Here is a 22100-nt window from a genome sequence, read left to right on the forward strand (position 1 = left end):
CAACGGTTACAACGTTTTCATGTATTCAATGACTGCCCACACCTGCTCGTCCGTCCACTCGCTGCCGTAGGTATGACCGGCATTCGAGTTACCGCGCACCGTTGTATCGTGCTCGGCAAAGTGCACGGCATCGCCGGGGCCGTATTCATCCAGCGCAGGAGCCTTGTCCCAAACAAAACCAATTTTTGCTTCATCATATTTGATATTGCCGCGAATAAATTTCACCGGCCGTTCAGCAGGTCGCAAGAGGTGCCACAAAGTTGGCACAGAGCCGTTGTGAAGATAAGGGGCCTGGGCCCAGATACCATGAAGCACATCCGGCTTGTAACCCGATGCTTCACCGCGCGGCGTGACGAAATACGCCTCGTCATCGGCTGCGCGGCTGCCTCGTTTGGGGCGGCACCAATCACTGCCGCCCCGCTCGACATAAAGTTCACAAGTCTCACGGATCAATTCAAGCAACCCCAGACGAGCCGTCGGCGTGATCTGCATTGCCCGGTTCATATCAGTGCCGACGTTATAGACCTTCTTATTCTGAGCATAATGACAGGCAGAAGCGCACTGCTGCTCGAAAAGGGGTTTACCTTTAGCCGCCAGATCAAGATCCACTGAAAAGGGGTAAGGAGAAGGTGGCAAATCATCGATAAACGGATTCATTGCCTCATGGATGCGGACATTTACTTTAGAGGGATCACCTCCCGAGGAAACCCCTGAGGCGAGTACCCGTGCCTCGGCTGCCTGATTTGCATCCCAGTTAGCCAGACCATGGTCACGCGAATACCACAGACTCTTGATATCGGAAATGCCTGGAAGGTGAGACATCCATTCATATGCCGTATTGAACAGGCGCTCACCAGCCTTTTGAAGACGTTCTTCCCGTGGCAGATTTTCCAGCCCTGCAAAGAAAGGATGATCATCCGGCAAGCGTGCCAGGTAGCTGTCACGTCTGGCATGCACCGCGACCAGTCCGGTAGCGGTACCAAACGCATCCATGCGCCCGGGAGTTGGACCAAATGCACTTGGTGCTTTTTGTCCCGCTTTATCCGCATCTATCGGATTCGAGGCCTGGGCCAGATACATGAGCTCCGTCGTCTTGGCCAGGCCAATCAGAAATTTGACTGCTTCTTCAAGGTTACCCAATACGCGCGCAACCTGAACCTTGGCGTACTCAGCACTGGCTAATCGCTCCTCAGGCGTTTTGCCGCCGTAAAACCAGGCAGGATCAGTCTCAATCCTGTTGTTAAGGAATGCAGCAATTCTGGCAACCTGATCAAAATTAACCTGAATTTTGCTTGGGTCAGGACTATCCACCTTAATCAGTTTCTTGCCTGTATCGTAGAGCAGGCCGACGTATCCCGACGACTCGATTTCGGTATTAGGTGCACCGATTAAATGGCGGATACGATCTTTAACGTAGATCCGGCCGGTATGACAAGCGCCACAAGAGAAAAAGACGTTATCTGTGCGCTTGTCCTCCGGAACCGCCGGATCCTGTGCCGTGAAAAGTCCGTAAGGCAAGGGATAGCGCTGTTCTGGTGGAAGCAGCTTGCCCGATTCGGGATCATAGTCATCCGGATGGGGGCCGAACCCCAGATTACCCAGCGAGCCCTGCCCTTTCCAGATATCAGGATAAACTTCGATTACGGCGCGCAGCAGCACATAAGGCACGCCGTTGAAAGCCAGTGGACGAGTATTAAACCATTCACGGCCTAACCGATTGCTGTACCAGGGTGTACGCGCTTCGCTGTCGGTCGCGATTCGTTTGATGGCGGCATCGCTCAAATAGGCAGCCTGTTGCTGTTCGCGCTGCGCGCGCTCCTCCTCCCAGCTGCGAGCCTGCTGGTCGGGTGGCTGAACGTCTCCTTTTTGGGAATCTTTGCATGAAATGAGCGCTGCAAGGATGAACAGAGTCATTGCGCAGCGAATCATGGTGGAAGTAAAAAAGCCTGGATTCTTCATTGCAGCCCCCTTCCAGATAGTTGGCGGAAAGTTATTCTACTGCGCTTTTTCTCATGATGACAATGTCAAATAATGGCAATGTATAAAATATATTAGACGAGAATTAACCTGCCTGGTTTATCGGTGCAGTACTGTAATAACAGCACCCTGACATGATTCGGGGAGTTTATGAATTCACGTCAGGTGGAAAGGATGGCGGCAAGCAATCCGGAGATACGCGAGGTACGCGAACGCAAATCGCCACCGCCACGAACAAAATACCAATGCAAGAGATTAAATGTTTCAGCGTGTGCCCGCTGATGCCGACAGCATCGTAGACAGGCATGTCGTCGAGTTCAAATATCTTCGCCAGTACGTAAGCTGCAAGCGGTGCCCACATGAACATTGACGGCTTTAGGCGTGAGGGAAACAGCAGCATAATCAATGGAACCAGAACAACAGGCAGGTACTGGATCAGCACGTAGAGACGCAGATCTCCCCGCCCATATAACTCCGTGAAGTACCAGTAAAAAACCGACACTGATCCCAATAAAAGTAACGGGATCAACAAAGTTCGGCCGTAATGCTCGCTGATATGCTCTCCAACGATGATGCAGAAAAATGCCATGAATGCCGCAGCCATAGGCAGACGATCCCAAACCAGCGTAGCGTTATTAGGTTCCAGATGGTAATAAGCTGAGCCCAGCCCTATGAACATCGTGGCGATAAAAAATACCGTGTAACCCGGCCGCAAAGCCTGCAGCACTCCTTGCGACTTGCTGGACCTCAGCATTACCAGTCCCGTAACCCCAACCAGAACAAACGCAACACTGGAGGCAACGTTGTAGAAGTTAGGGATGCCCAAAAAGTACCTGGTATCCGCGAAATTGTTGTAGTGCGGATCTTGCGGAATCGCTTCTTGCGTAAAGACGCCCATCGCGCTAACGATCGCAATGACGATGATGAATATCAGTCGCTTTTTATGTGCAAGATGCTGAGGTATGTCCACGGTGGGCATCGTCTTACATTGGGCAGACCGGCGCGATGGGAAAGTTGAGCGCAAGCATTCGGGGTGCAGTACGACGTAATGCGCGGACGATTCTGAAATGAATCAACTCTTTGGCGTTTCGTACACGTCTGTTTTACCCGTTCGCCGCAACATCTTGTTAACCTGATCCACGTGCATCTCTTCTTCGACAATGAGACTGCGCGCATAATCCTCCAGCAGCACTGATTTGTCCCGAGCCAGCTCCAGCAGCGCATAGTAGGCGGTGAGTGACTGGTTTTCATGCGCCAGCGATTCTCGCAGAATATCACCAATATCATGCACGTGCGTTTCCAGCAGAGGGCCGATCCCAAGCGAGGGATAGCCGCCCAGCAGCGTGACGAGTTCACCGGCTTTATGCGCGTGGAGCAGACCTTCTTCGGCCTGCTGCTTGAGCCATTCCACTACTGGAATACGGTTGTAGCCAAACACCATCAATGAATAGTGCGTATATCGCACCACGCCGGCAAGCTCAAGCTCCATGATCTCGTTCAGCAGCGCGATTGCCTTGTCTTTATCGAAATCCATGTGTTTCTCCTTTATGGTTATGAGCATTCAGGGAAGTATGCACCGGTTTGCTGCATCAGATACCTCACCACAACTTTCATGAAATTGCAAAGCATCGACCATGCGCAGCATTGCATCCACATCAGCATATAGGAAAAACAAATGCTTTTTTAAAATTTATTACGCATAAACCATTGTGCTCGCTGAATGCCTTTATCTGCTGCCTGTTCGTTGCAATGCCCATGATGCGCAAGGCTCTCCCGGCATTGAACACCATAAATCAATTCTAAATAATGCATAATTCATTAAGAAAATGATGATTACAATCGATCAAGTCAAACAGATTCCGGCAGAAAAATCGGATAGATTCCACTATGCAGTCAGCCAGTTAATTTCTAAGAATCTGTTCAAGATCTCGATCAAGGGAGGCAGTGCAAGGCAAAATTGAACGAGAAAGTGGAGCATACTTGAAGTATGTGAGCATTTTGAGTTCAGTTTTAACGCCGTAATGCGCCCTTCAGTAAGATATTGAACAGGTTCTAAAACCGGTACCTGATGAAAATCAACAGGAGAGAATATGTCCGCCACACGCTTTCCCGCCTTAATCGCAACACCTGCAAGAACGATTGATGAGGTTGCTCATCAACTAACTGCCATTATTGAATGGTCAAAGCAGAATAATTCCCGTACCGGTTATTTTGCAGCGCTCTATCGCAAGGTCATCCTCCAGGCTAAAAAAGGAATCGAGGAAGGCTTGTTCGATGATGGGCCGCGCATGGAGCGTCTGGATGTGATTTTCGCCAATCGCTATCTTCAAGCCTGTTATCAGTACCAGACGGGGCAAACGCCAACTCAATCCTGGGTGCGCGCCTTTGATGAAACCAGGCATTGGTGGCCCATCGTCCTGCAGCATTTATTACTGGGCATGAATGCCCATATCAACCTTGATCTGGGTATTGCCGTTGCGGAAACAGTGCCGCCCGAAGAATTACCTGGCCTGAAAAATGATTTTGACAAAATCAATCAGATCCTAGCCAGCCTGGTAGGCGGCGTGCAAAATGAACTGGCCGAAATATGGCCAATGCTACGATGGTTAAACCGTTATCTGGGCAGTGTGGAAACCTCCCTGATCAATTTCAGTATGGTAAAAGCGCGTGATGCTGCCTGGTCATTTGCCGAGACCCTGTCGCCCTTAACTACGGAACAGCGCCAACAGGAAATTACGGATAAGGATGAAGCGATTGCCCTGTTTTCCAGCGTGATTTCTCACCCTGGTTTTACCGCTTCTTTCATTAATAAAATAATCCGCCTGGGTGAACGGGGAACGACCCGCCAGCATATAGAGATACTGGAGTAATCCTCCAAAACCGAAATATCCACCCAATGCGGGTAATATCGCTTTGCGATGTTGTGTCTGCGTATCCCGTAACTACACTTGATTGAGCCCGGCAGCAATATAAACCGATCAGGTATTCATTACCATTCTGACCAGATTAGGCATGCCCTTGCCTTGAATATAAGGATCGCGATCCAGATCGGTACAATGCTTTAGTAACAGTGCTTTGACCTGATCCGGATAGCCGATGAACTCCCGGCGAACAGAAAGAAAGGCGGCAAGCAGTCCGGAGACATGCGGGGTGGCCATGCTGGTTCCGCTCATTTCCACATAGGCATTGCGCACGGTGATCTTGTTCTTCGGCCATTGATGCCTTGCTGAAAGAATATTTTCGCCCGGTGCAACCAGGTCTGGCTTCATGCGCCCATCCGCTGTCGGCCCACGTGAGGAAAAGTAGGAAATACCATAGGTATGTGGATTGGTTTTGTGCACCGAGCCGACGGCAATGGCTTCCTCAAGGTTGGCCGGATCACCGATGGAAAGATCCATGTTGGCCGGTATCACACCATTAGCCGAATCAAGCAGTGCATAGCCTTCGTTACCAGCCGCGAGACATACCAGCACTCCTTGCTGCCATAATCGCCGCAGTTCCTGACACAACGGGGTATGACCACAGCCAAATACACTGGGATCAAAACTACCGCCCAGACTGAGATTCACGCCGTGAATCATCAGCTTACCGGCGCGTTCATTCAGCTCTGCAATGGTATCGAGCGCTTTGATGATAAAAGCATCTTCCCCGTTGCCACTGTCCTTGAGTACCTTGAAACCATACAGTTTTGCCTCGGGTGCCATACCCTGCAGATCGATGGGGGTCGGGTCTTTTGTGTCACGCGGCAGTGTCAATCCACCGGCGATGATTGCAGCGACGTGGGTACCATGACCATTGCCATCCAGCGTGCCAAAACCACTATCTCCTGGTTTCAGTTGTCTGGGACTGCCACTGCCTGTGCAATCCCACTGTGCAATGACGTTGCTGTGTGCCTTGAAATGCGGGTGGTTGGCAGCGATTCCGGTATCGAGCACCGCCCAGGCGATATTTCGGCCACAAGCACCATAACTGAGATTGGCCGGACGTACCTGAATGGTATGTACCGACTGGTAAAGCAGTGCACGTTTGACAGCATTGCGCCAGACGCGATCAATTTTCAGTGTGCCGCAATGTGAACGCAACTGCTCGATTTCACTGCGGGTCAGATCAGCCGAAATAAAGCGCTGCATGCACTGGATGCGGCCATCTTCACGTTTAGCGCCATTGAATTCCAGCACTTCATTGATCAAGGTTTCAAGGCGGCTGCGTACCTCGTCCAGCGGCGTGCCATCGTTATCATCCGAAACCAGTTGAATCAGTGTTGGGTGTCTTTGTTCGCGGCGGCCATCTTCAATGTTGTCAACCAGATCCTTCATCAGGATATTGCGGCCCACCGGGTTACTGAAAGTAGGTCCGGCGGTCTCGCGCACAGTCTGGCGAACAATATCAAGCGAAAGATAGCCCGTACCCGAATGCGGATTGGATTCCCAGTCCGGGTTAATCATCAGCCCGGCGTGATCTTCAACTTTCACGTCACGGCTGTTGGGCCGATAATCATTTTCCAGATGTGAATCGAGTGCGACCGGATCAAGACGCTCGGCAACATTCAGCCAGCGATCAACACATTCCGGCACCGCAAGCGGCTTGCCGGGGCCGATTTTGCCCAGCACATCCTGCACTTCCTGAATGCCCAGCGGCGAGCCGATAGTGATGAACAGGCGCACATCACAGTCAGCCTTCTTTAACTGGCGCAATACGTGGTAGGCGATCATTGAACCCTGGCTGTGGCCAATCACAATAAAGGGACCGCCGCCCACGTCCAGACGGTCGCGCAACGATTGTTCCATCAGACCGCGTTTGCTCTCATCAAAAAAGAAGTCCTGCACATCCTTGAGAAACAACCTGGTTAAGCGATGAGTAATCCACAGCCGCATATTCTCGGGCAGTGGCAGCACCTTCACATCAACTCCACCGGGTTGTTTCTCCCCTTCGCGCAAGCGCTCTTCCAAGGCTGCCATGATCTTGCGCTCGGCAGCACTCAGCTTGATTTCCGGTTCCAGCCCGGTTTCCCGCAGAGCTTGTGCGCTCATTCCATCCGTATTCCCCGAGAGCGTGTCTTTGTCAGCACAACTGCCTTTCTCAGGTTCGGGATAACGATTGCGATCCACCCAGTATGCCATGCGGGTGCGATCCCCCATTGGTGCACCAAACAAAGCTGTATCCCATTGGCACTTCAGGACTGAGGCTATCGGTTTGTTGTCAATACCATGGATATAGACCACCGTACCGATTTCCGGTGAGCTGCCTTCCTTGTTCAATATTGATGGAAACTCTATGGTTGAGCTGGCCGCAGAGCGGGAAAGTACCGTGAAGGGGCTGGATGATTTACTACTAGCTGCTTTACTGGAACGGGAACCTCGTTTTTCTGTGGCCATGGTCTTTTCTCCCTGTCTGAATCGCCCTGATTGCTGTCAGAGCCGTCTGGTCGAAATAATGCTAATCAAATAATACGCCCTGTCTGTGACAGACAGGAATCTATTTTGATTTGATTTGTATTGGGGAAGGGAATCACTGATTTTTGCCTGCAATGCGACGCACGGAGGATTTGATCAAAGGTTCCAGGGGATCAGGCTGCTGCTGTCAGAACCTGTTCAATATCTTACTGAAGGGCGCATTATAGCGTTGAAATTGGACTCAGAATGCTCACGTACTTCAAGTATGCTCCATTTTCTCGTTCAATTTTGCCTTGCACTACATCCCTTGATCGAGACCTTGAACAGGTTCTCAGCATCCCGGTTACTTGATTGATTGCTTTGCCGATTGGCTGATGCGCGTGGTTTCGGCTTCGATCCATGCTTCCGCCCGGGCCATCAGCTCACCAGCTTCGATTCCGTTTGGATCGATTGGTCTGCCGATGCTCAGAGTAATGGTACCGGGATATTTGATGAAGGAATTTCTGCCCCAGAATTCTCCGGCGTTATGCGCTACCGGCACAGCCAATGCGCCGGTATGCACCGCCAGCCAGGCGCCGCCGATACGGTACTTGCCTTTTTTACCAGGCGGGATACGCGTACCTTCAGGAAAAACAACGATCCAGAAATTCTGCTGCAACCGTTCCCTCCCCTGCTCCACGATCTGCTCCAGCGCCGCTTTACCGGCACTGCGGTCGATTGCAATCGGGCTCGTCATGGCCAATCCCCAGCCAAAGAATGGAATACGCAACAGTTCTTTTTTCAGTACCCATACCTGCGGCGGGAAAATCTGCTGTAAGGCCAGTGTTTCCCAGGCAGATTGATGTTTAGAAAGAATAATTGACGGCTGCTCCGGAATATTTTCCCGCCCCAGCACTTCATAACGCAGACCACAAATGGTGCGCAGCATGAACAACATCAGTCTAGTCCAGCCATAAGTGACCTGATAGCGACGATGAGGAGGTAGCGGAAAACAGGCCAAGGCAAACAGCGCATACGGCGGCGTGATGATCGCCTGCAGCAGCATATAAATCAGGGAACGCAAACCAGCCATTACAGTGCCTGTATTTCGAGACTGTCCACCACTGCCGAAAGATCCGGGTAAATTTGTGTTCCTGCAGGCAGATCACCGTTCGCCAGCGTGGTTTGGCCCTTGCCGGTCAACACCAGTACCGGCACAGCACCCGCTTTGGCCGCAGCCTGCAGATCGCGCAGGGAATCGCCCACAACGGGCACATGGCTGAGTTCAACGCTGTAACGTTGCCGGATTTCCTTGAACATACCGATGCCCGGCTTGCGACAGACACATTTATCATGCTGGGTATGTGGGCAGAAAAACAGGGCATCCAGCCGCCCGCCCTCCTGCTGCACAGCACGAAACATCTTGTCATTGATTGCATTGAAGGAAGTCATATTGAGCAAACCACGCCCGATGCCGGATTGATTGGTAGCAGTCACTACTCGATAACCGGCGTGAGTCAGCCGCGCAATCGCTTGCAAGCTGCCTGTAATCGGTTTCCATTCATCAGGAGTCTTGATAAGCGTATCCCCCCGCTGATTGATGACACCGTTCTGATCGAGAATAATCAGCTTCATTTGCAGTGCGCCCTCAAACCATTCAGGCAGCCAGCCGGGAAATATCCGCCACGCGATTCATCGTTACCTGTAAGGTTGCCAGCAGAGCCAGACGGTTACGTCGCAATACTTCGTTTTCATCATTCACCATTACCTGGTCGAAGAAGGCATCAATCGGCGCTTTCAAGGCAGCAAGTATTTGCAGGGCAGTGACATAATCACCTTTCTGGAAGGCGTGGTGGGCATCGGATTCGATTTCAGACAACGCACGATACAGGGCAATTTCAGCCGGCGCCTGCAAGCAGGCCTTGTCAATACTGACAGTGGCATCAAACTCTGATTTTTTGAGGATATTACCGACGCGCTTGTTGGCAGCCGCCAGACTGGCTGCTTCAGGCAGGGCAGTAAATGCCCGCACCGCCGCCAGGCGCCTGGGGATTTCACACAACAGGGAGGGCCGAAGATTCAGGACAGATTCCACCTCTTGAACAGTGTAGCCTTGATCACGCAGGCTGCTAGCGAGGCGATCATAAAAGAAATCCTGCAGCTGTTCTGTCAGTTGTGGGGTTACCGGACGGGCATGGCTTGATCCTGGGCCTTGTTCCCCGCTGATTTCATCCCGCAGCACATCAGCCGCGCGTGAAATCATCACATCCAGCCCGACCGGCAGATCTTTCTCGATCAGGATGCGGATTACGCCCAGTGCATGCCGCCGCAGGGCATAGGGATCCTTATCGCCAGTCGGAGATTGGCCAATACTGAACAGGCTGATCAGCGTTTCGAGTTTGTCAGCCAGTGCCACACAGATACCCGTCATGCTGCGTGGTAATGCATCCCCGGCAAAGCGTGGTTTGTAATGATCCTCAATGGCGAAGGCAATGGTCTCATCCATCCCCTCGAACTGAGCGTAATAACGCCCCATAATGCCTTGCAACTCGGGAAATTCCCCGACCATATCAGTCAGCAGATCAGCCTTGGCCAGCATCGCGGCCTGATCCGCCTGCGCAGACAAGTCACTGTCACCCAGCAACTGCCCGACAATTCGCGCCAAGGCACGTACATACCGGGTACGTTCGCCCTGGGAACCCAGTTGATGATGGTAGATCACCTTGTCCAGATCGGGCAGACGTGAGGCCAATGTTCGCTTGCGATCGTGATCAAAGAAAAATTTTGCATCCGCCAGTCTGGAACGGATAACGCGCTCGTTACCCGCAATAATCTGCCCTGGATCAGCCGGCGTGATATTGGAAACAATCAAAAAGCGATTGGTCAATTTTCCACCAGCATCCAGCAGAGGGAAATATTTCTGGTTAATTTTCATAGTGGAGATCAGACATTCCTGCGGCACTTCCAGAAAATCTGCTGAAAATGTTCCCGTCAGAACATTGGGGTGCTCAACCAGCGCGGTCACCTCATCCAGCAAAGCGGCATCCTCAACACACTGCAATTGTGCTGCACGCGCGGCAGTTTCCAGCCCCTCTCTGATGCGGCTGCGACGGCGATCAAATCCCGGAATAACGATTCCTTCTGTTTCCAGGATTTGTTCATAGTGATCCGCATGATCAATCACCAGTTCCGCTTGCTTTGCTTCAAAGCGATGCCCCCGAGTGGTGTTCCCAGCAGTGAACCCTAAAGCGCTGATCGGCACAATCTGCTGGCCATGCAAGGCAATCAGCCCATGTGCCGGACGGATAAAGTGCACATTCTCCCAGCCATCCTCCAGCTGATAGGTCATCATCTTGGGAACCGGTAACTGGCGAATGGCTTCATCCACGGCCTTTTGCAATCCTGCTGCCAGCAGGGTTCCGGTAACGCTCTGTTCCAGGAACAACATCTCTGCCTTACTTTCCTGTACCCGCTTGAGCGCGGAGACAGCAACATTTTCCATTCCTAATGCAGCCAGTTTTTTATGCAGCGCCGGAGTGGGCCGCCCTTGCGCATCCAGCCCGACCGCAACCGGCATCAGTTTGAGGGTTACGATCTGATCTAGTGCCTGGGCAGGAATAGCAGTCAAATGTACCGCCAGCCGACGTGGTGAGGCAAAAACAGCCGGCACCGTGCCCGGTGTAGTCAAATACTGTTGTTTCAGACTATCAGCAATTAATGTGGCAAATGCATTGCCCAGTTTTGCGAGTGATTTGGGAGGTAGTTCCTCGGTCAGCAACTCAATTAGCAGGCTTTCAGTCGTCATGCTGACGCCACCTGATCCAGAGTTTGGGCAACCCATTCACGCGGTGCCAATGGAAACGGCGGCTGCAAACGCAAGCGACTGTCGTAGTAGGCTTGTGCCACTCGCCGCGACAGATTGCGAATGCGGCCAATACAGGCCGCGCGCTCGGTCACTGAAATCGCACCACGCGCATCCAGCAGATTGAAAGTATGCGCAGCCTTCAGTACTTGCTCATAAGCAGGCAGCGCTAGTTGTGCATCAATCAATCGGTTGGTCTGTGTTTCCAGTCTGTCGAAGGAAAGCAGCAAAAATTCAATATCGCTATGCTCAAAGTTATAGGTGGACTGCTCCACCTCGTTCTGATGATAGACATCGCCGTAAGTCAACCCCTCCGTCCAGACCAGATCAAATACGTTTTCCACACCTTGCAAATACATGGCGAGGCGCTCCAGGCCATAGGTAATTTCACCTGTGATCGGACGGCAATTGATACCGCCCACCTGTTGAAAATAGGTGAACTGGGTAACTTCCATGCCATTCAGCCAAACTTCCCAGCCTAGCCCCCAGGCACCGAGCGTGGGATTCTCCCAGTCATCTTCCACCAGACGCACATCATTTTGCTGCAAATCCAGCCCCAGCATCTGCAGTGAGCGAAAATACAGCGCCAGAATATCCCGTGGTGCGGGTTTCAGAACAACCTGAAACTGGTAGTAATGCTGCAGACGGTTGGGGTTGTCGCCATAGCGACCGTCCTTGGGACGGCGGGAAGGCTGCACATAAGCAGCACGCCACGGCTCCGGCCCCAAGGCTCGCAGAAAAGTTGCAGTATGGCTGGTACCGGCACCAACTTCCATATCGTAGGGTTGCAGCAAGGCGCATCCCTGCTGTCCCCAGTATTGTTGAAGGGTAAGAATAATTTCCTGGAAAGTGGGGGTAGGCATGTCATAGTAGCTGATAATGAATCGGGTTATTTTACAGAGTTTTGCGCCTGCCGGAAAATGTCGCCAGGCAACCGGCAAGCAGCAACAAGCCAATCAGCCCGAATAAGAGACTGTTACCCAGGCGCACATAAGGTGTAGCACCACCAAAACCCTGTGCGGTGCTGTGTAAACCGGCGGTGGTAAACATCTCCAGCTGCTCCAGTATCCTGCCCCGTTCATTGATGATGGCAGTGACTCCGGTATTGGTGGCACGCAGCATGTAGCGGCCGGTTTCCAACGCACGCATCTGCGAAATCTGCAAATGTTGGCGCGGGCCGATGGAATGACCGAACCAGGCGTCATTACTGACATTGACCAGTAGACTAGCCTGTGGCAATTGCATGATAATTTCTTCACCAAACACATCCTCATAGCAAATATTGACAGCCACGCGCTGCCCGGCCAGATTCAGTGGCTGCTGATCCAGCCCGCCGCGTGAGAAATCCGATAATGGGATATGCAGCACGTCGATCACCCAGCCAAATACTGCTTTCAGTGGAATATATTCACCAAACGGAACCAAATGATACTTACGATAACTTTGCTCGGGTGAAGCACCAAAACTGAACATAGTGTTGTAATAACTATCATCCGCCGGAGAGCGTTCCACCAGGCCGATCAACACATCGCCTTGACGGGAACGGGCGTGTTCGGTCAGCAATTCCAGATAATCCCGTGGTGCCTGTTCGTAATACAGGGGAAACGAGATTTCCGGGGTTACAATCAACCTGCTCGGGCTTTCCTGCACCAGCCGGACATACGTTCGCATGGTGGCGGACAGATGCTCCGGCTCCCATTTCCTGTTCTGTGGAATGTTGCCTTGCAACAAGCTGACGGTCACCGGCTCCCCTTCCGGTTGAGTCCAGTGTATTTGTTGCAAACTGAAACCAATAATCCAGACACTGCCCAGCCATAGCCAGAAACGGCGGTTTTGTCTGTTTTCCAGCCAGCAGGCCAGCCAGGCGGCGCTCAGCATCAGCAACAGCGATATGCCATACACGCCCACAATCGGCGCAAAGCCTGCCAGAGGACTATCCGGTGCTTGCGAATAACCAACTGTCAGCCATGGAAAGCCGGTGAACAGAGTGCCGCGCAGCCATTCCATCAATGCCCAGAGTGCTGCCACTACTCCCGGCCACGCCCAGGAGGCACGAAAACACCGCAGTGCCGCGATCCAGCCAGCCAGTGCAGGAAATAGCGAAAGATAGGCACATAACACGATCAGTGCCAGCACTGCCAGCGCGGGTGCCATATGACCAAAATCATGCAGACTGACGTAAAGCCAGGTCACCCCTGCGCCAAACAAACCCATACCAAATGCAAACCCGGTTGATGCTGCCTGCATGGGTGCTCTGCTTGTACGCCAGAGCAAGGCAAGTAGTGCCAGTGTGACAACAGGTACCGGATAAAAATAAAAAGGAGCAAAACCGGTTACCGTCACCCCACCCAGCAGCAAGGCAGCACTCAGCCTATAAAAACCGTTCAATTTATCGACGCTCCGGTTGAATCACAGGAAGAAAAAGGAAAACAAGACTCAATTTTTACTGTTTTCCCAGTTCGGAGATGAATTTGAAAGGGAGGTATAACAAGGCGTACACCACAAAAAGGTAGGCAATGAAGGTAAAAGGATTTTCCCGGAAACTGTCAATAATCGTTTTATGCTTGCCTTCCCGCTTGAGGCGATCATATTCCGTACGTACTCGCGCACTGCGCTCAACCTGGTAGGTATCCAGCAGCTCCCGTGCCTGCTCGTATTGGGATTCTTCACGTACCCATAACGCTGGCATGGAAATCCCCCAGTTACCTGCCGTGGTTTCGTAAAAATCAATCTGGTGCTCACTCAGCAGCACCCGCACCTCTTCCGCCTCATCATCTGGCACATTTCTCAATTTAAATAGCAGTTTTGACATTTGCCAATAAAATTCCACAAGATAAACTCGAATTCTCTATCAGAATGGAGTCGCTGTCTGCAGCAATAATTCGTATCATGCATATATCATTACTGATAAATTCTCTTCCCGGTTGATAATCCACTTTATATCTGACAAAAAGACAAAGTCCAGTGAACCGATCAGCATGAGCCCGTTATATGCTTGTCATAAAAGATGCAGGAAGATGTAAAAACCCCGCGCGTTGTACAATGAGTTATGTAGAAATATTGCCAGGATAAGGGTATTCTGCATAACTTCCATTACCTAAAAATGCAATGTTGAGGACGCTCGGCGAATCTGGGCCTGTTATTCAGGATACAGCCTTGATTGAAAATCGCCATGGCTTGCGTAAAACTGAAAAAATTACCATACGATCCAAGCGAGAGCGCTCTTTTGTTAAATTCCATAAAGGATAGATTGAGAGAGACGAGAGACATGTCTAATTTTATTCGCACTATCATAGTAATTGCTTATCTGGTGTGTGCCTCTGGCGGTACTTATGCATCCTTAAAATTACCCGAAACAATCCGAGTTGAACCCGCCGCACTCACATCCGAACCACCTTGCGATCCTAAAATTCCACCCGCCTGGCGTGATGCACAGGTTATTGACGGCGTGGAAATTGAAGCAGATCTGGGTTGCAGTCCGGACAACCCCACCTGGATTGCCGTCGCTGTCAAGGGAACCAACAACGTTTCCATGGATACGCTCATGCAAACGCACTTTTCTCCAGATGCCATCATCAAGACAGATGATCTGGATGGAGATGGTGATCCCGACCGTATCGTTATCAAGCTGGAGATCATGGAGTTAAATGGAAAATCACCCGATTTTCCTGGCCAGGTTCCCACTTTTGATATTGCTCCTGGTGTACAACCCGGTGCCTGGGTTTTTGCCCCAAAGACCAGTGGTATGTCAACTGAAAACTTTGAAAGCGTACGGGCCAATCCGCTAATCAGATTGCCATCACCGGTCATCCGGGTTGAGCAGGGAGATATCGTACAAATCGTGCTGGAAAATACACATTACTTTCCACACACCATCCATTTACACGGTGTGGATCACCCATTCCATCACGAGCTCAACGGTAACGATGGCGTATCTCAGACCAGTGAAATGGAGCTGATGCCTGGCGAACGTCGAATTTATCAATTCCAGGCTCGTCAACCGGGAACCATGTTCTATCACTGCCACATACAAACGCATACCCATTTATCGATGGGATTGGGAGGAATAATTATCGTTGAAGAAAACAAACCCAATAATTGGTTACAAACATTGAATATCGGTGGTGGCCATGTGCGACATCGGTCAGAAGCAATCAAGGAGCAAGGGTACGACCGGGAGTACGATCTGCATTACCACTCAATGGATAAAGAACTGGGTGACATTATCAAGCAATACAATGATCCGCGTCTGACTGCCCGTGATATGAATCGGCGCTATGAGATCAATAACGCTACCGAAGATTACTTCACAATCAACGGATTATCATTTCCTTATTCGCTCAGAGAATCGCTTGTCATTGTTGAACCGAATGAAAAAATTAAATTACGTTTACTCAACAGTGGTAACGAATCCATTGCAATCCATCCACATGGCCATACTGCCAAGATTACACATTATGACGGTATAGAACAAAATCCCCTGGCACAGATCAGGCGTGATGTGTTCGATATTGCCCCGGCACAGCGCCTGGATCTGGAGATAGAAACCATTGATGACGGCCTGCGTAACACTGGTGAAGGTGACTGGCTAATTCATGATCATCGCGAAAAAGGCATTACCACAAACGGCATGGCCGAAGGCGGCAGCATGAGTTCCATCGTATATACCTCTTATCTTGGTGAAAATGGCTTGCCGAATACGAGTCACTTTGGTGTCAACCTCGATAATTTTTTTACCAAAGAGTATTGGGAAAGAAAGGTCCCTGTCTGGCAAAATCTGGATGAAGCTGCCACCTTTGGGGCAGCCGCAGGAAGAACAATCAATCTTGACGCTGCCACCCGTAACACTTTGCTCTATGCTTTAGGTGGTTTACTGGCTGGACTGTTCCTGTATACGATCTTTGCCGGACGCAGCCATATCAAACAATGTGCTGCAGCAGTAATTTCACGAATCAGAGGCGAAAAAGGGGGTAAAGAGTAATGAACGCAAGATTCAAGATCATTTTTCTGCTGGCTGCCGCTTTGCCATTCTGTTTCGATGCAGTGGCACAACAGCAGGCCACATCTGATGAACACGATCAACATGCCCAGCACGAACAGCATAGCGGGCATGAGCAGAGTGAATCAAAGCAGGCAGAAGCCACGCAGTCCAAACATGATCATAACGGACACGGCATAAATACAGGCAGCGAAGCGGTGGCTGAACATGAACACGCTCACAAAGAGCACAGCATTGACGCCGAATCGCATCAGGAAGAATCCGTTCACGATCATGTCCATGAGGATCACAGTATTGATGCTGAATCACACCAGCACTCGTCCGAGTCCGAGCATAGCGAGCATCTGGGCGGAGCAGCTGATCACGGCGACATGCATCACCACCACCATGTGGATGATAGCCACATCATGGATCATGAAGGCACGATGATCATGGGCCAGAATCTTGACAAACTACCCAGTGGCTGTAAAAGCATCTCCGGAGAAGTAGAAATCACAGTTCGGGCGGGCAGAAAATACGCAGAAAGGTTTCCTGGAACCGTTTTTGCTTTTGATCAGCAACAGTGGCACGTCAAACCTTGCTCAAAGGTTACTTTTCATTTCACTAATGAAGACAATGTCCGTCATCAATTTATGATGCATGGCCTGCCTAAATATATATATCAATACGGCATGTTCCATCTGGAAGTGACAGGTCCCAAAACTGTCTCCGGCACAATTATCGTACCGGGATCGGATGATACTTTGCTGGTGCACTGCGATATTGCACAGCACATGGAAAAAGGGATGAAAGCCCAGCTCGTAATTGGCAAGGGCGGCCAGGATATTCCCAGCATCCCCGGACTGACGCCTTACAACATCAATGATATTTATGATGCTGAAGATCTGCCAAAAATAAGCGCAACCGAGAACAAAGAAGATAAAAGCAAAGTGGTAAGGGAAATTACCAAATCACTTGCCAAAAGTGATACACAAAACTACCTCATACTTCTGATCGGGGCACTAATAGGGTTATTCAGCATTCCACTGCTCAGGAAAATCATTTCCGGAAGAAAAACCAGTAAAAATGAGGAATAAGTAAACAAATGTAAGCCATGTCCCCTCGCAAACCGTGGGGACATGACCTCTTTCCACTGTATACTTGCAACAGTGGGAATAACCCATCCTGAACAGTCTTTCACCCCACGAATTTTTCAGGGTGCCAGCGTGAAATAAGCAAATCCACATCCGTTACATCAAACATCCCCGTTAACCAGTCTGGCAACTACCCCATCCAACAGATCATCTCCCGTTGTCTCACGATCTTCTCCCGGTGCAGACGTCCACGCGCCACAACATAAATGCATAAATTTAAGGATGAAAAAACCTGTCACTGCCATTTATCACAAAAATATTTTTAAATAAAAATAAATAAGTTGACACGAATCATTATCAAAGGTAAATTCGCGACCCGATTTTTAATAAACGGAAGGGGAAATACAGAATGATCTCAACAGTTTACGCCATTACACTCGTAGGGATAGGCTTGGTCATAGCAGTCTTTTATTTTGTGATAATTAATTCTAAAAAAACTGAAGCGGATTATCAATCCATTACAAAAAAATGGTACAGCGTGCGCAGCAAGTGGTTTATTTTTTTGCTGGCACTAGGAACCATCATCACCTTCGCCTCACTGAATCCATTTCCAATTCCTGATCAGCACAAGGAGTATTCAAGCAATGATTACCAGGTCGTTGCGGTAAATGGTCATCAATGGTACTGGACAATGACACCTGCCACCGTGAAATCAGGCCAGCCGGTTGAATTTCAGGTATCTGCTGCGGACGTGAATCACGGGTTCGGTATCTATGACGAAAACTTGATATTGGTTGCTCAGACCCAGGCTATGCCGGGCTACACCAACAAACTTATTCACACATTTGATAAACCTGGAAAATTCAAGATTCTTTGCCTGGAATATTGCGGTCTGGCGCATCATGCGATGATCACCGAATTAACGGTTGAATAAATAACCCGGCATTAACAATAACTTATTGGAGAATACAATGAGTACAACAGAAGTAAGCAGCAAGATTGAGTATTCCGATTCAGAAGATCGGAATGCACTGATCGCCGTAAAGTCTCACCTGATAGCGGGGTTACTGGTATTTTTATTGATGATGCTCGCAGGACTGGCCATGCGGGCAGCACAAGGCACCTGGCTGGAAATTGGTGCTGATCTGTTTTATCAAATAATGACAGTGCATGGCGTAGGGGTTGTGGGGGCCGCAATGATAACCTCGACTGGGGTACAGTGGTATTTTCTGCGCCAATACGTAAAACTGAGCAACGGAGTTTTCTGGACAAATTTCTTTATTTTCCTGACGGGTGTCGTGCTGATCCTTGGTTCTATTTTCGTAGGAAAGTATGGTGGTGCATGGACGTTTCTCTTTCCGTTACCCGCCATTTCAATGGGAGCCTGGTCCACGGGCGCTGCAGCTGTCTTTCAGCTGGGTTTGCTCGTTATCGGAGTGGGTTTCCTGATCCTCTATCTGGATTTCGGTCGCGCCATCCTGGCACGCTATGGCAGTCTGTCACGTGCTCTGGGGCTTACCCAGCTTTTTGGTAAAGAACCGGTGGATTACAAGCACCCGGCAGCAGTTGTTGCCAGTACGATGGTGCTTATTGTCAACTTCATGGGTATTGCCGCAGGTGCTGTAGTGCTGGTGATGGGTCTGATCAATCTGTTCTACCCTGAATTCAAACCGGATGCCCTGCTGATGAAGAACCTGATCTATTTCTTTGGTCACGTTGTCATCAATGCCACCATGTACGCATCAGTTATCGCGGTTTATGAGCTCCTACCACGCTATACCGGCCGTCCATGGAAAACCAACAAACCATTCTATGCAGCCTGGTTCGCCATTGTATTCATGGTGATGGGGGTATATCCACACCATCTACTGATGGATTTCCCAATGCCAGCCTGGGGACTTATCGTCGCACAGGTACTCTCCTTTGGTAGCGGTATCCCGGTTTTAGTGGTTACCGGTTACGGTGCGTTAATGATCGTATATCGTTCAGGCATCAAATGGAGCACTTCTGCCAAGTTGCTGTTTCTATCAATGTTCGGCTGGGCTGCAGGCGTAATCCCGGCTATCCTGGATGCAATGGTTACCGTGAATCGTACATTCCACAACACCCTGTGGGTGCCGGGCCATTTTCATTTCTACTTGTTGCTTGGATTACTTCCCATGCTCATCGGGTTTGCCTACTTTCTGGCAGGCGAAGGTGACAGCAAAGAACGACCTAAAGCAGTTGATAGCTTTGGATTCTATGCCTATCTGATCGGTGCATTCATGACATCCATGGTTTTCCTTGCCAGTGGCGCAAACAGTATCCCTCGTCGCTGGGCCGCTCATTTGCCGGAATGGATCGGCTTTGCTCAGGCAGGGACAATCGCCGCTTCACTGGTTGTGCTGGGAATGTTGTTATTCATCATGCGCGCTTTAATTAGCCTGCCAGGTGCAAATAACCCCCGCTAAAACATAGATACCCCGGCAATTTTTCCAAATAGAAATGGAGAGTTGTCGGGGAATCTAATAGCAAGCACTCGATACACTGCACACAGGAAATAAGGGATGAGAACTTTTCTGGCAACGTTTCTCGTAGTTATCGCAGGATCTCTTATTCTTTGGGTAAGTACCGACGAAGGGCGTGCTTTTACAGCAGAAGAGGCGCGTCGCCTTGAAATTCGTGAAACCCCCCGACCTGTACCAGACTGGCACCTGCAGAATCAGGATGCTGAAACTTTCAGGATCCAGGACTGGCACGGACATTTCATTGTAGTAGATTTTATCTACACAAGCTGCCCTGACGTATGCCTGATACTTAGCGGCAATCTTAAAACTCTACAGAAAGATTTCTCCACTGAAGAGAAATCAGACAAACTGCGCTTCCTCAGCATTAGTTTCGATCCTGAAAAGGATACTCCTCAGCGACTGAAAGAACATTTGAGTCATTTCTCTGCTGACTTCAGATATTGGATGGCTGCCCGGCCGATTAACCCTTCCCAGAAAAAAGCCATCCTGGATTTCTTTAAAGTCATCGTAATCCCTGATGAATACGGCGGTTACACTCACTCCGCCGGCTACCATATCATTAATCCAGATGGAAAACTGGTCGCCATATTTGGGATTGAACAGACAGCTGAACTTCATACTTACCTGAATCAGGTTCTGAAGGAAAAAGAAAATGTATCCAAAAGCTAAACAGGCATGGTTGCTCCTGGCGGCACTAGTCATACTGGCTCTCCCTCCGATGCAGCGATTTCTGGAACAAAGCATGGTAATGCACATGCTTGTTCAGATTCCGGCACTGGTAATCATAGGATGGATAACCGGTAAGATACTGCCTGAAAACTGGAAAGATAATATAGCCCCATGGAATCGATGGGGAATAACGGGCATAGCTCTCGCCATTATTATCATGACCTACTGGATGTTGCCACGCGTACAGGATGCTGCTATATCCGAATGGCCTGTCGAACTGACAAAATTTATCACTGTACCGATAATGGGCATGGCATTGGGAATAAGTTGGCCTCAACTTAACCCTATTGCACAAGGTGTTTTAAAGCTGGAATTCTGGGCTACTTTCATGCGCTTGGGATGGCTGTATCTTGACCTGCCCGATCGCCTCTGTGCAAATTATCTTTTGAGTGATCAGCGTGTCTTTGGACAACTATTGTTGCTGGCGGGAAGTATCTGGGCAGTCGCCTGGACACTTAGAATCATGTTTGGAATAAGAATCGTCAACACCTGAAGCCTGTAGTGATCTGCAGGAAGACGGATCACTCAGGCTTCAGGTTCAGATACTATGTGTGCGGTACCATAAGGTTGAATTAAATATTACCGCCCCCAGAATATTGCCGATCGTTACGGGAATCTGATTCCACAGCCACCACTCAGAAATCGTCACATCAGCGCCTGACAGTATCCCAATCGGGAAGACAAACATATTCACCACCGCGTGCTCAAAACCAAGCGCAAAGAAGGTAGCAATCGGCAGCCAGATCAGCATGACTTTACCTGGCACACTGCGCGATCCCTTGGCAAAAACTGGACCGAGACTGACCAGCCAGTTACACAGTATTCCCATACCAACAGCGGCGATCCAGCCATTCATCCCATACCCTGCATACGAAACTTTTTTCTCTGCAAGATGGGCCAATGTAGTAAGAACCCCCGGTGGTTCTACTGCCCCTCCCTTGGTCAGCGAAAACCAGAGCAAACAGGCAAAGAAAATACCGCCGACCAGATTGGCTACAAACGTCCAGAACCAATTGCGCACCACGCTTCCCAATCCAATTCGCCCTGCAAACAGTGCCATGGGCATTACGGAGAAACTGCCAGTCGCCATCTCCAAACCCAGTATCGCCAACATGACATAGCCAACCGGAAAGAGCAGGCCTGCTGCTGCCGTCGGCCATCCCTGTGCAACCAGCAACGCACACAATGCCGCGCCATAGGCAAGAAACGGGGTGCATAAAAATCCCCGCGTCAGAATCTGTGTAACATTGAACTTGCTTTTCTTGACTGCATCTTCGACGAGATCATGTCCCATCTGTACAGGCAGGACACTATCAATAATTGCGGTCGGATCATTACTTGCCTTAACCGGGGTCGCGCTACTTGCATAACCGCCAGCCGACATGGTTTCCGCAACAATGCTCGACTGAATGACTCGTTCATGCGAAACGATCGAAGGTTGTTCAGATTCTTTCATATTCTCTTTAGGTAGACTGATTGAGGAAATTACAACAGTAATGCTGTGATTGTCTGCACAGCGGGCGAGGATTCTGTCATAACTTAAGGCAGTCAGCAAGAAAAATAGTGATGTATATTTAGCAG

The 22100-nt window shown here is 50.0% G+C and carries 18 protein-coding genes; 7 read left to right on the top strand and 11 right to left on the bottom strand.

Annotated features, from left to right (window positions below; all coding sequences use genetic code 11):
* Window positions 1-6: 6 nt before the first annotated feature.
* The 3 genes from BM331_RS00630 to BM331_RS00640 form a co-directional block, all read right to left on the bottom strand.
* The gene (locus tag BM331_RS00630; protein ID WP_074925958.1) at window positions 7-1959 is read right to left on the bottom strand and encodes a c-type cytochrome; all 1953 of its coding nucleotides are present in this window, start codon (window positions 1957-1959) and stop codon (window positions 7-9) included.
* 166 nt (window positions 1960-2125) lie between these two features.
* Window positions 2126-2956 (bottom strand): ceramidase domain-containing protein, encoded by an 831-nt coding sequence (locus tag BM331_RS00635; protein ID WP_074925960.1) that lies wholly within the window; start codon window positions 2954-2956, stop codon window positions 2126-2128.
* Between the two features lie 93 nt (window positions 2957-3049).
* On the bottom strand, window positions 3050-3511 hold the full coding sequence (locus tag BM331_RS00640; protein ID WP_074925963.1) for a ferritin-like domain-containing protein: 462 nt from the start codon (window positions 3509-3511) through the stop codon (window positions 3050-3052).
* A gap of 556 nt (window positions 3512-4067) precedes the next feature.
* Here BM331_RS00640 and BM331_RS00645 point away from each other — a divergent pair.
* Window positions 4068-4847, top strand: coding sequence for a DUF5995 family protein (locus BM331_RS00645; protein ID WP_074925965.1), 780 nt, complete (start codon window positions 4068-4070; stop codon window positions 4845-4847).
* 108 nt (window positions 4848-4955) lie between these two features.
* Here the strand turns inward: BM331_RS00645 and BM331_RS00650 are convergent, their stop codons facing one another.
* From BM331_RS00650 to BM331_RS00680, 7 genes are all read right to left on the bottom strand, one after another.
* Complete coding sequence (locus BM331_RS00650; protein WP_074925968.1) at window positions 4956-7352, bottom strand: S8 family peptidase; 2397 nt, start codon at window positions 7350-7352, stop codon at window positions 4956-4958.
* Between the two features lie 361 nt (window positions 7353-7713).
* Entirely contained in the window at window positions 7714-8442 is a 729-nt protein-coding gene (locus BM331_RS00655; RefSeq protein WP_074925970.1) for a lysophospholipid acyltransferase family protein, read from the bottom strand.
* Window positions 8442-8984: a D-glycero-beta-D-manno-heptose 1,7-bisphosphate 7-phosphatase gene (gene gmhB / locus BM331_RS00660; protein ID WP_074925973.1), complete on the bottom strand. Its 543-nt coding sequence runs from the start codon at window positions 8982-8984 to the stop codon at window positions 8442-8444. Before gmhB ends, BM331_RS00655 begins: the two co-directional genes overlap by 1 nt.
* A 22-nt stretch (window positions 8985-9006) precedes the next feature.
* Complete coding sequence (glyS, locus tag BM331_RS00665; protein ID WP_074925975.1) at window positions 9007-11154, bottom strand: glycine--tRNA ligase subunit beta; 2148 nt, start codon at window positions 11152-11154, stop codon at window positions 9007-9009.
* On the bottom strand, window positions 11151-12074 hold the full coding sequence (locus tag BM331_RS00670) for a glycine--tRNA ligase subunit alpha (RefSeq protein ID WP_074925980.1): 924 nt from the start codon (window positions 12072-12074) through the stop codon (window positions 11151-11153). Before BM331_RS00670 ends, glyS begins: the two co-directional genes overlap by 4 nt.
* 31 nt (window positions 12075-12105) lie before the next feature.
* On the bottom strand, window positions 12106-13599 hold the full coding sequence (lnt, locus tag BM331_RS00675) for an apolipoprotein N-acyltransferase (RefSeq protein ID WP_074925982.1): 1494 nt from the start codon (window positions 13597-13599) through the stop codon (window positions 12106-12108).
* A gap of 55 nt (window positions 13600-13654) precedes the next feature.
* A complete protein-coding gene (locus tag BM331_RS00680) occupies window positions 13655-14023 on the bottom strand; it encodes a DUF6164 family protein (protein WP_074925985.1) in 369 nt (122 codons plus the stop codon).
* Window positions 14024-14479: 456 nt separating this feature from the next.
* Between BM331_RS00680 and BM331_RS00685 the strand changes: the two genes are divergently transcribed.
* The 6 genes from BM331_RS00685 (at window position 14480) to BM331_RS00710 (ending at window position 21012) form a co-directional block, all read left to right on the top strand.
* Window positions 14480-16192, top strand: a complete 1713-nt coding sequence (locus tag BM331_RS00685; protein WP_074925988.1) for a multicopper oxidase domain-containing protein — start codon at window positions 14480-14482, stop codon at window positions 16190-16192.
* Window positions 16192-17286: a cupredoxin domain-containing protein gene (locus BM331_RS00690; protein ID WP_074925990.1), complete on the top strand. Its 1095-nt coding sequence runs from the start codon at window positions 16192-16194 to the stop codon at window positions 17284-17286. The genes BM331_RS00685 and BM331_RS00690 overlap by 1 nt, the downstream gene beginning before the upstream one ends.
* Window positions 17287-17692: 406 nt before the next feature.
* Window positions 17693-18217 (top strand): cupredoxin domain-containing protein, encoded by a 525-nt coding sequence (locus tag BM331_RS00695; RefSeq protein ID WP_074925993.1) that lies wholly within the window; start codon window positions 17693-17695, stop codon window positions 18215-18217.
* Between the two features lie 37 nt (window positions 18218-18254).
* Window positions 18255-19733 carry a cbb3-type cytochrome c oxidase subunit I gene (locus tag BM331_RS00700; protein WP_074925996.1) on the top strand — a complete coding sequence of 493 codons (1479 nt, stop codon included), beginning with the start codon at window positions 18255-18257 and terminating at the stop codon, window positions 19731-19733.
* Between the two features lie 96 nt (window positions 19734-19829).
* Complete coding sequence (locus tag BM331_RS00705) at window positions 19830-20459, top strand: SCO family protein (RefSeq protein ID WP_074925998.1); 630 nt, start codon at window positions 19830-19832, stop codon at window positions 20457-20459.
* On the top strand, window positions 20443-21012 hold the full coding sequence (locus BM331_RS00710) for a hypothetical protein (RefSeq protein ID WP_074926001.1): 570 nt from the start codon (window positions 20443-20445) through the stop codon (window positions 21010-21012). The genes BM331_RS00705 and BM331_RS00710 overlap by 17 nt, the downstream gene beginning before the upstream one ends.
* Window positions 21013-21057: 45 nt before the next feature.
* Here the strand turns inward: BM331_RS00710 and BM331_RS00715 are convergent, their stop codons facing one another.
* Window positions 21058-21975, bottom strand: a complete 918-nt coding sequence (locus tag BM331_RS00715; protein WP_177217809.1) for a formate/nitrite transporter family protein — start codon at window positions 21973-21975, stop codon at window positions 21058-21060.
* Window positions 21976-22100: the final 125 nt, after the last annotated feature.

This window comes from Nitrosomonas eutropha, assembly GCF_900116685.1.
GTDB lineage: Bacteria > Pseudomonadota > Gammaproteobacteria > Burkholderiales > Nitrosomonadaceae > Nitrosomonas > Nitrosomonas eutropha_A.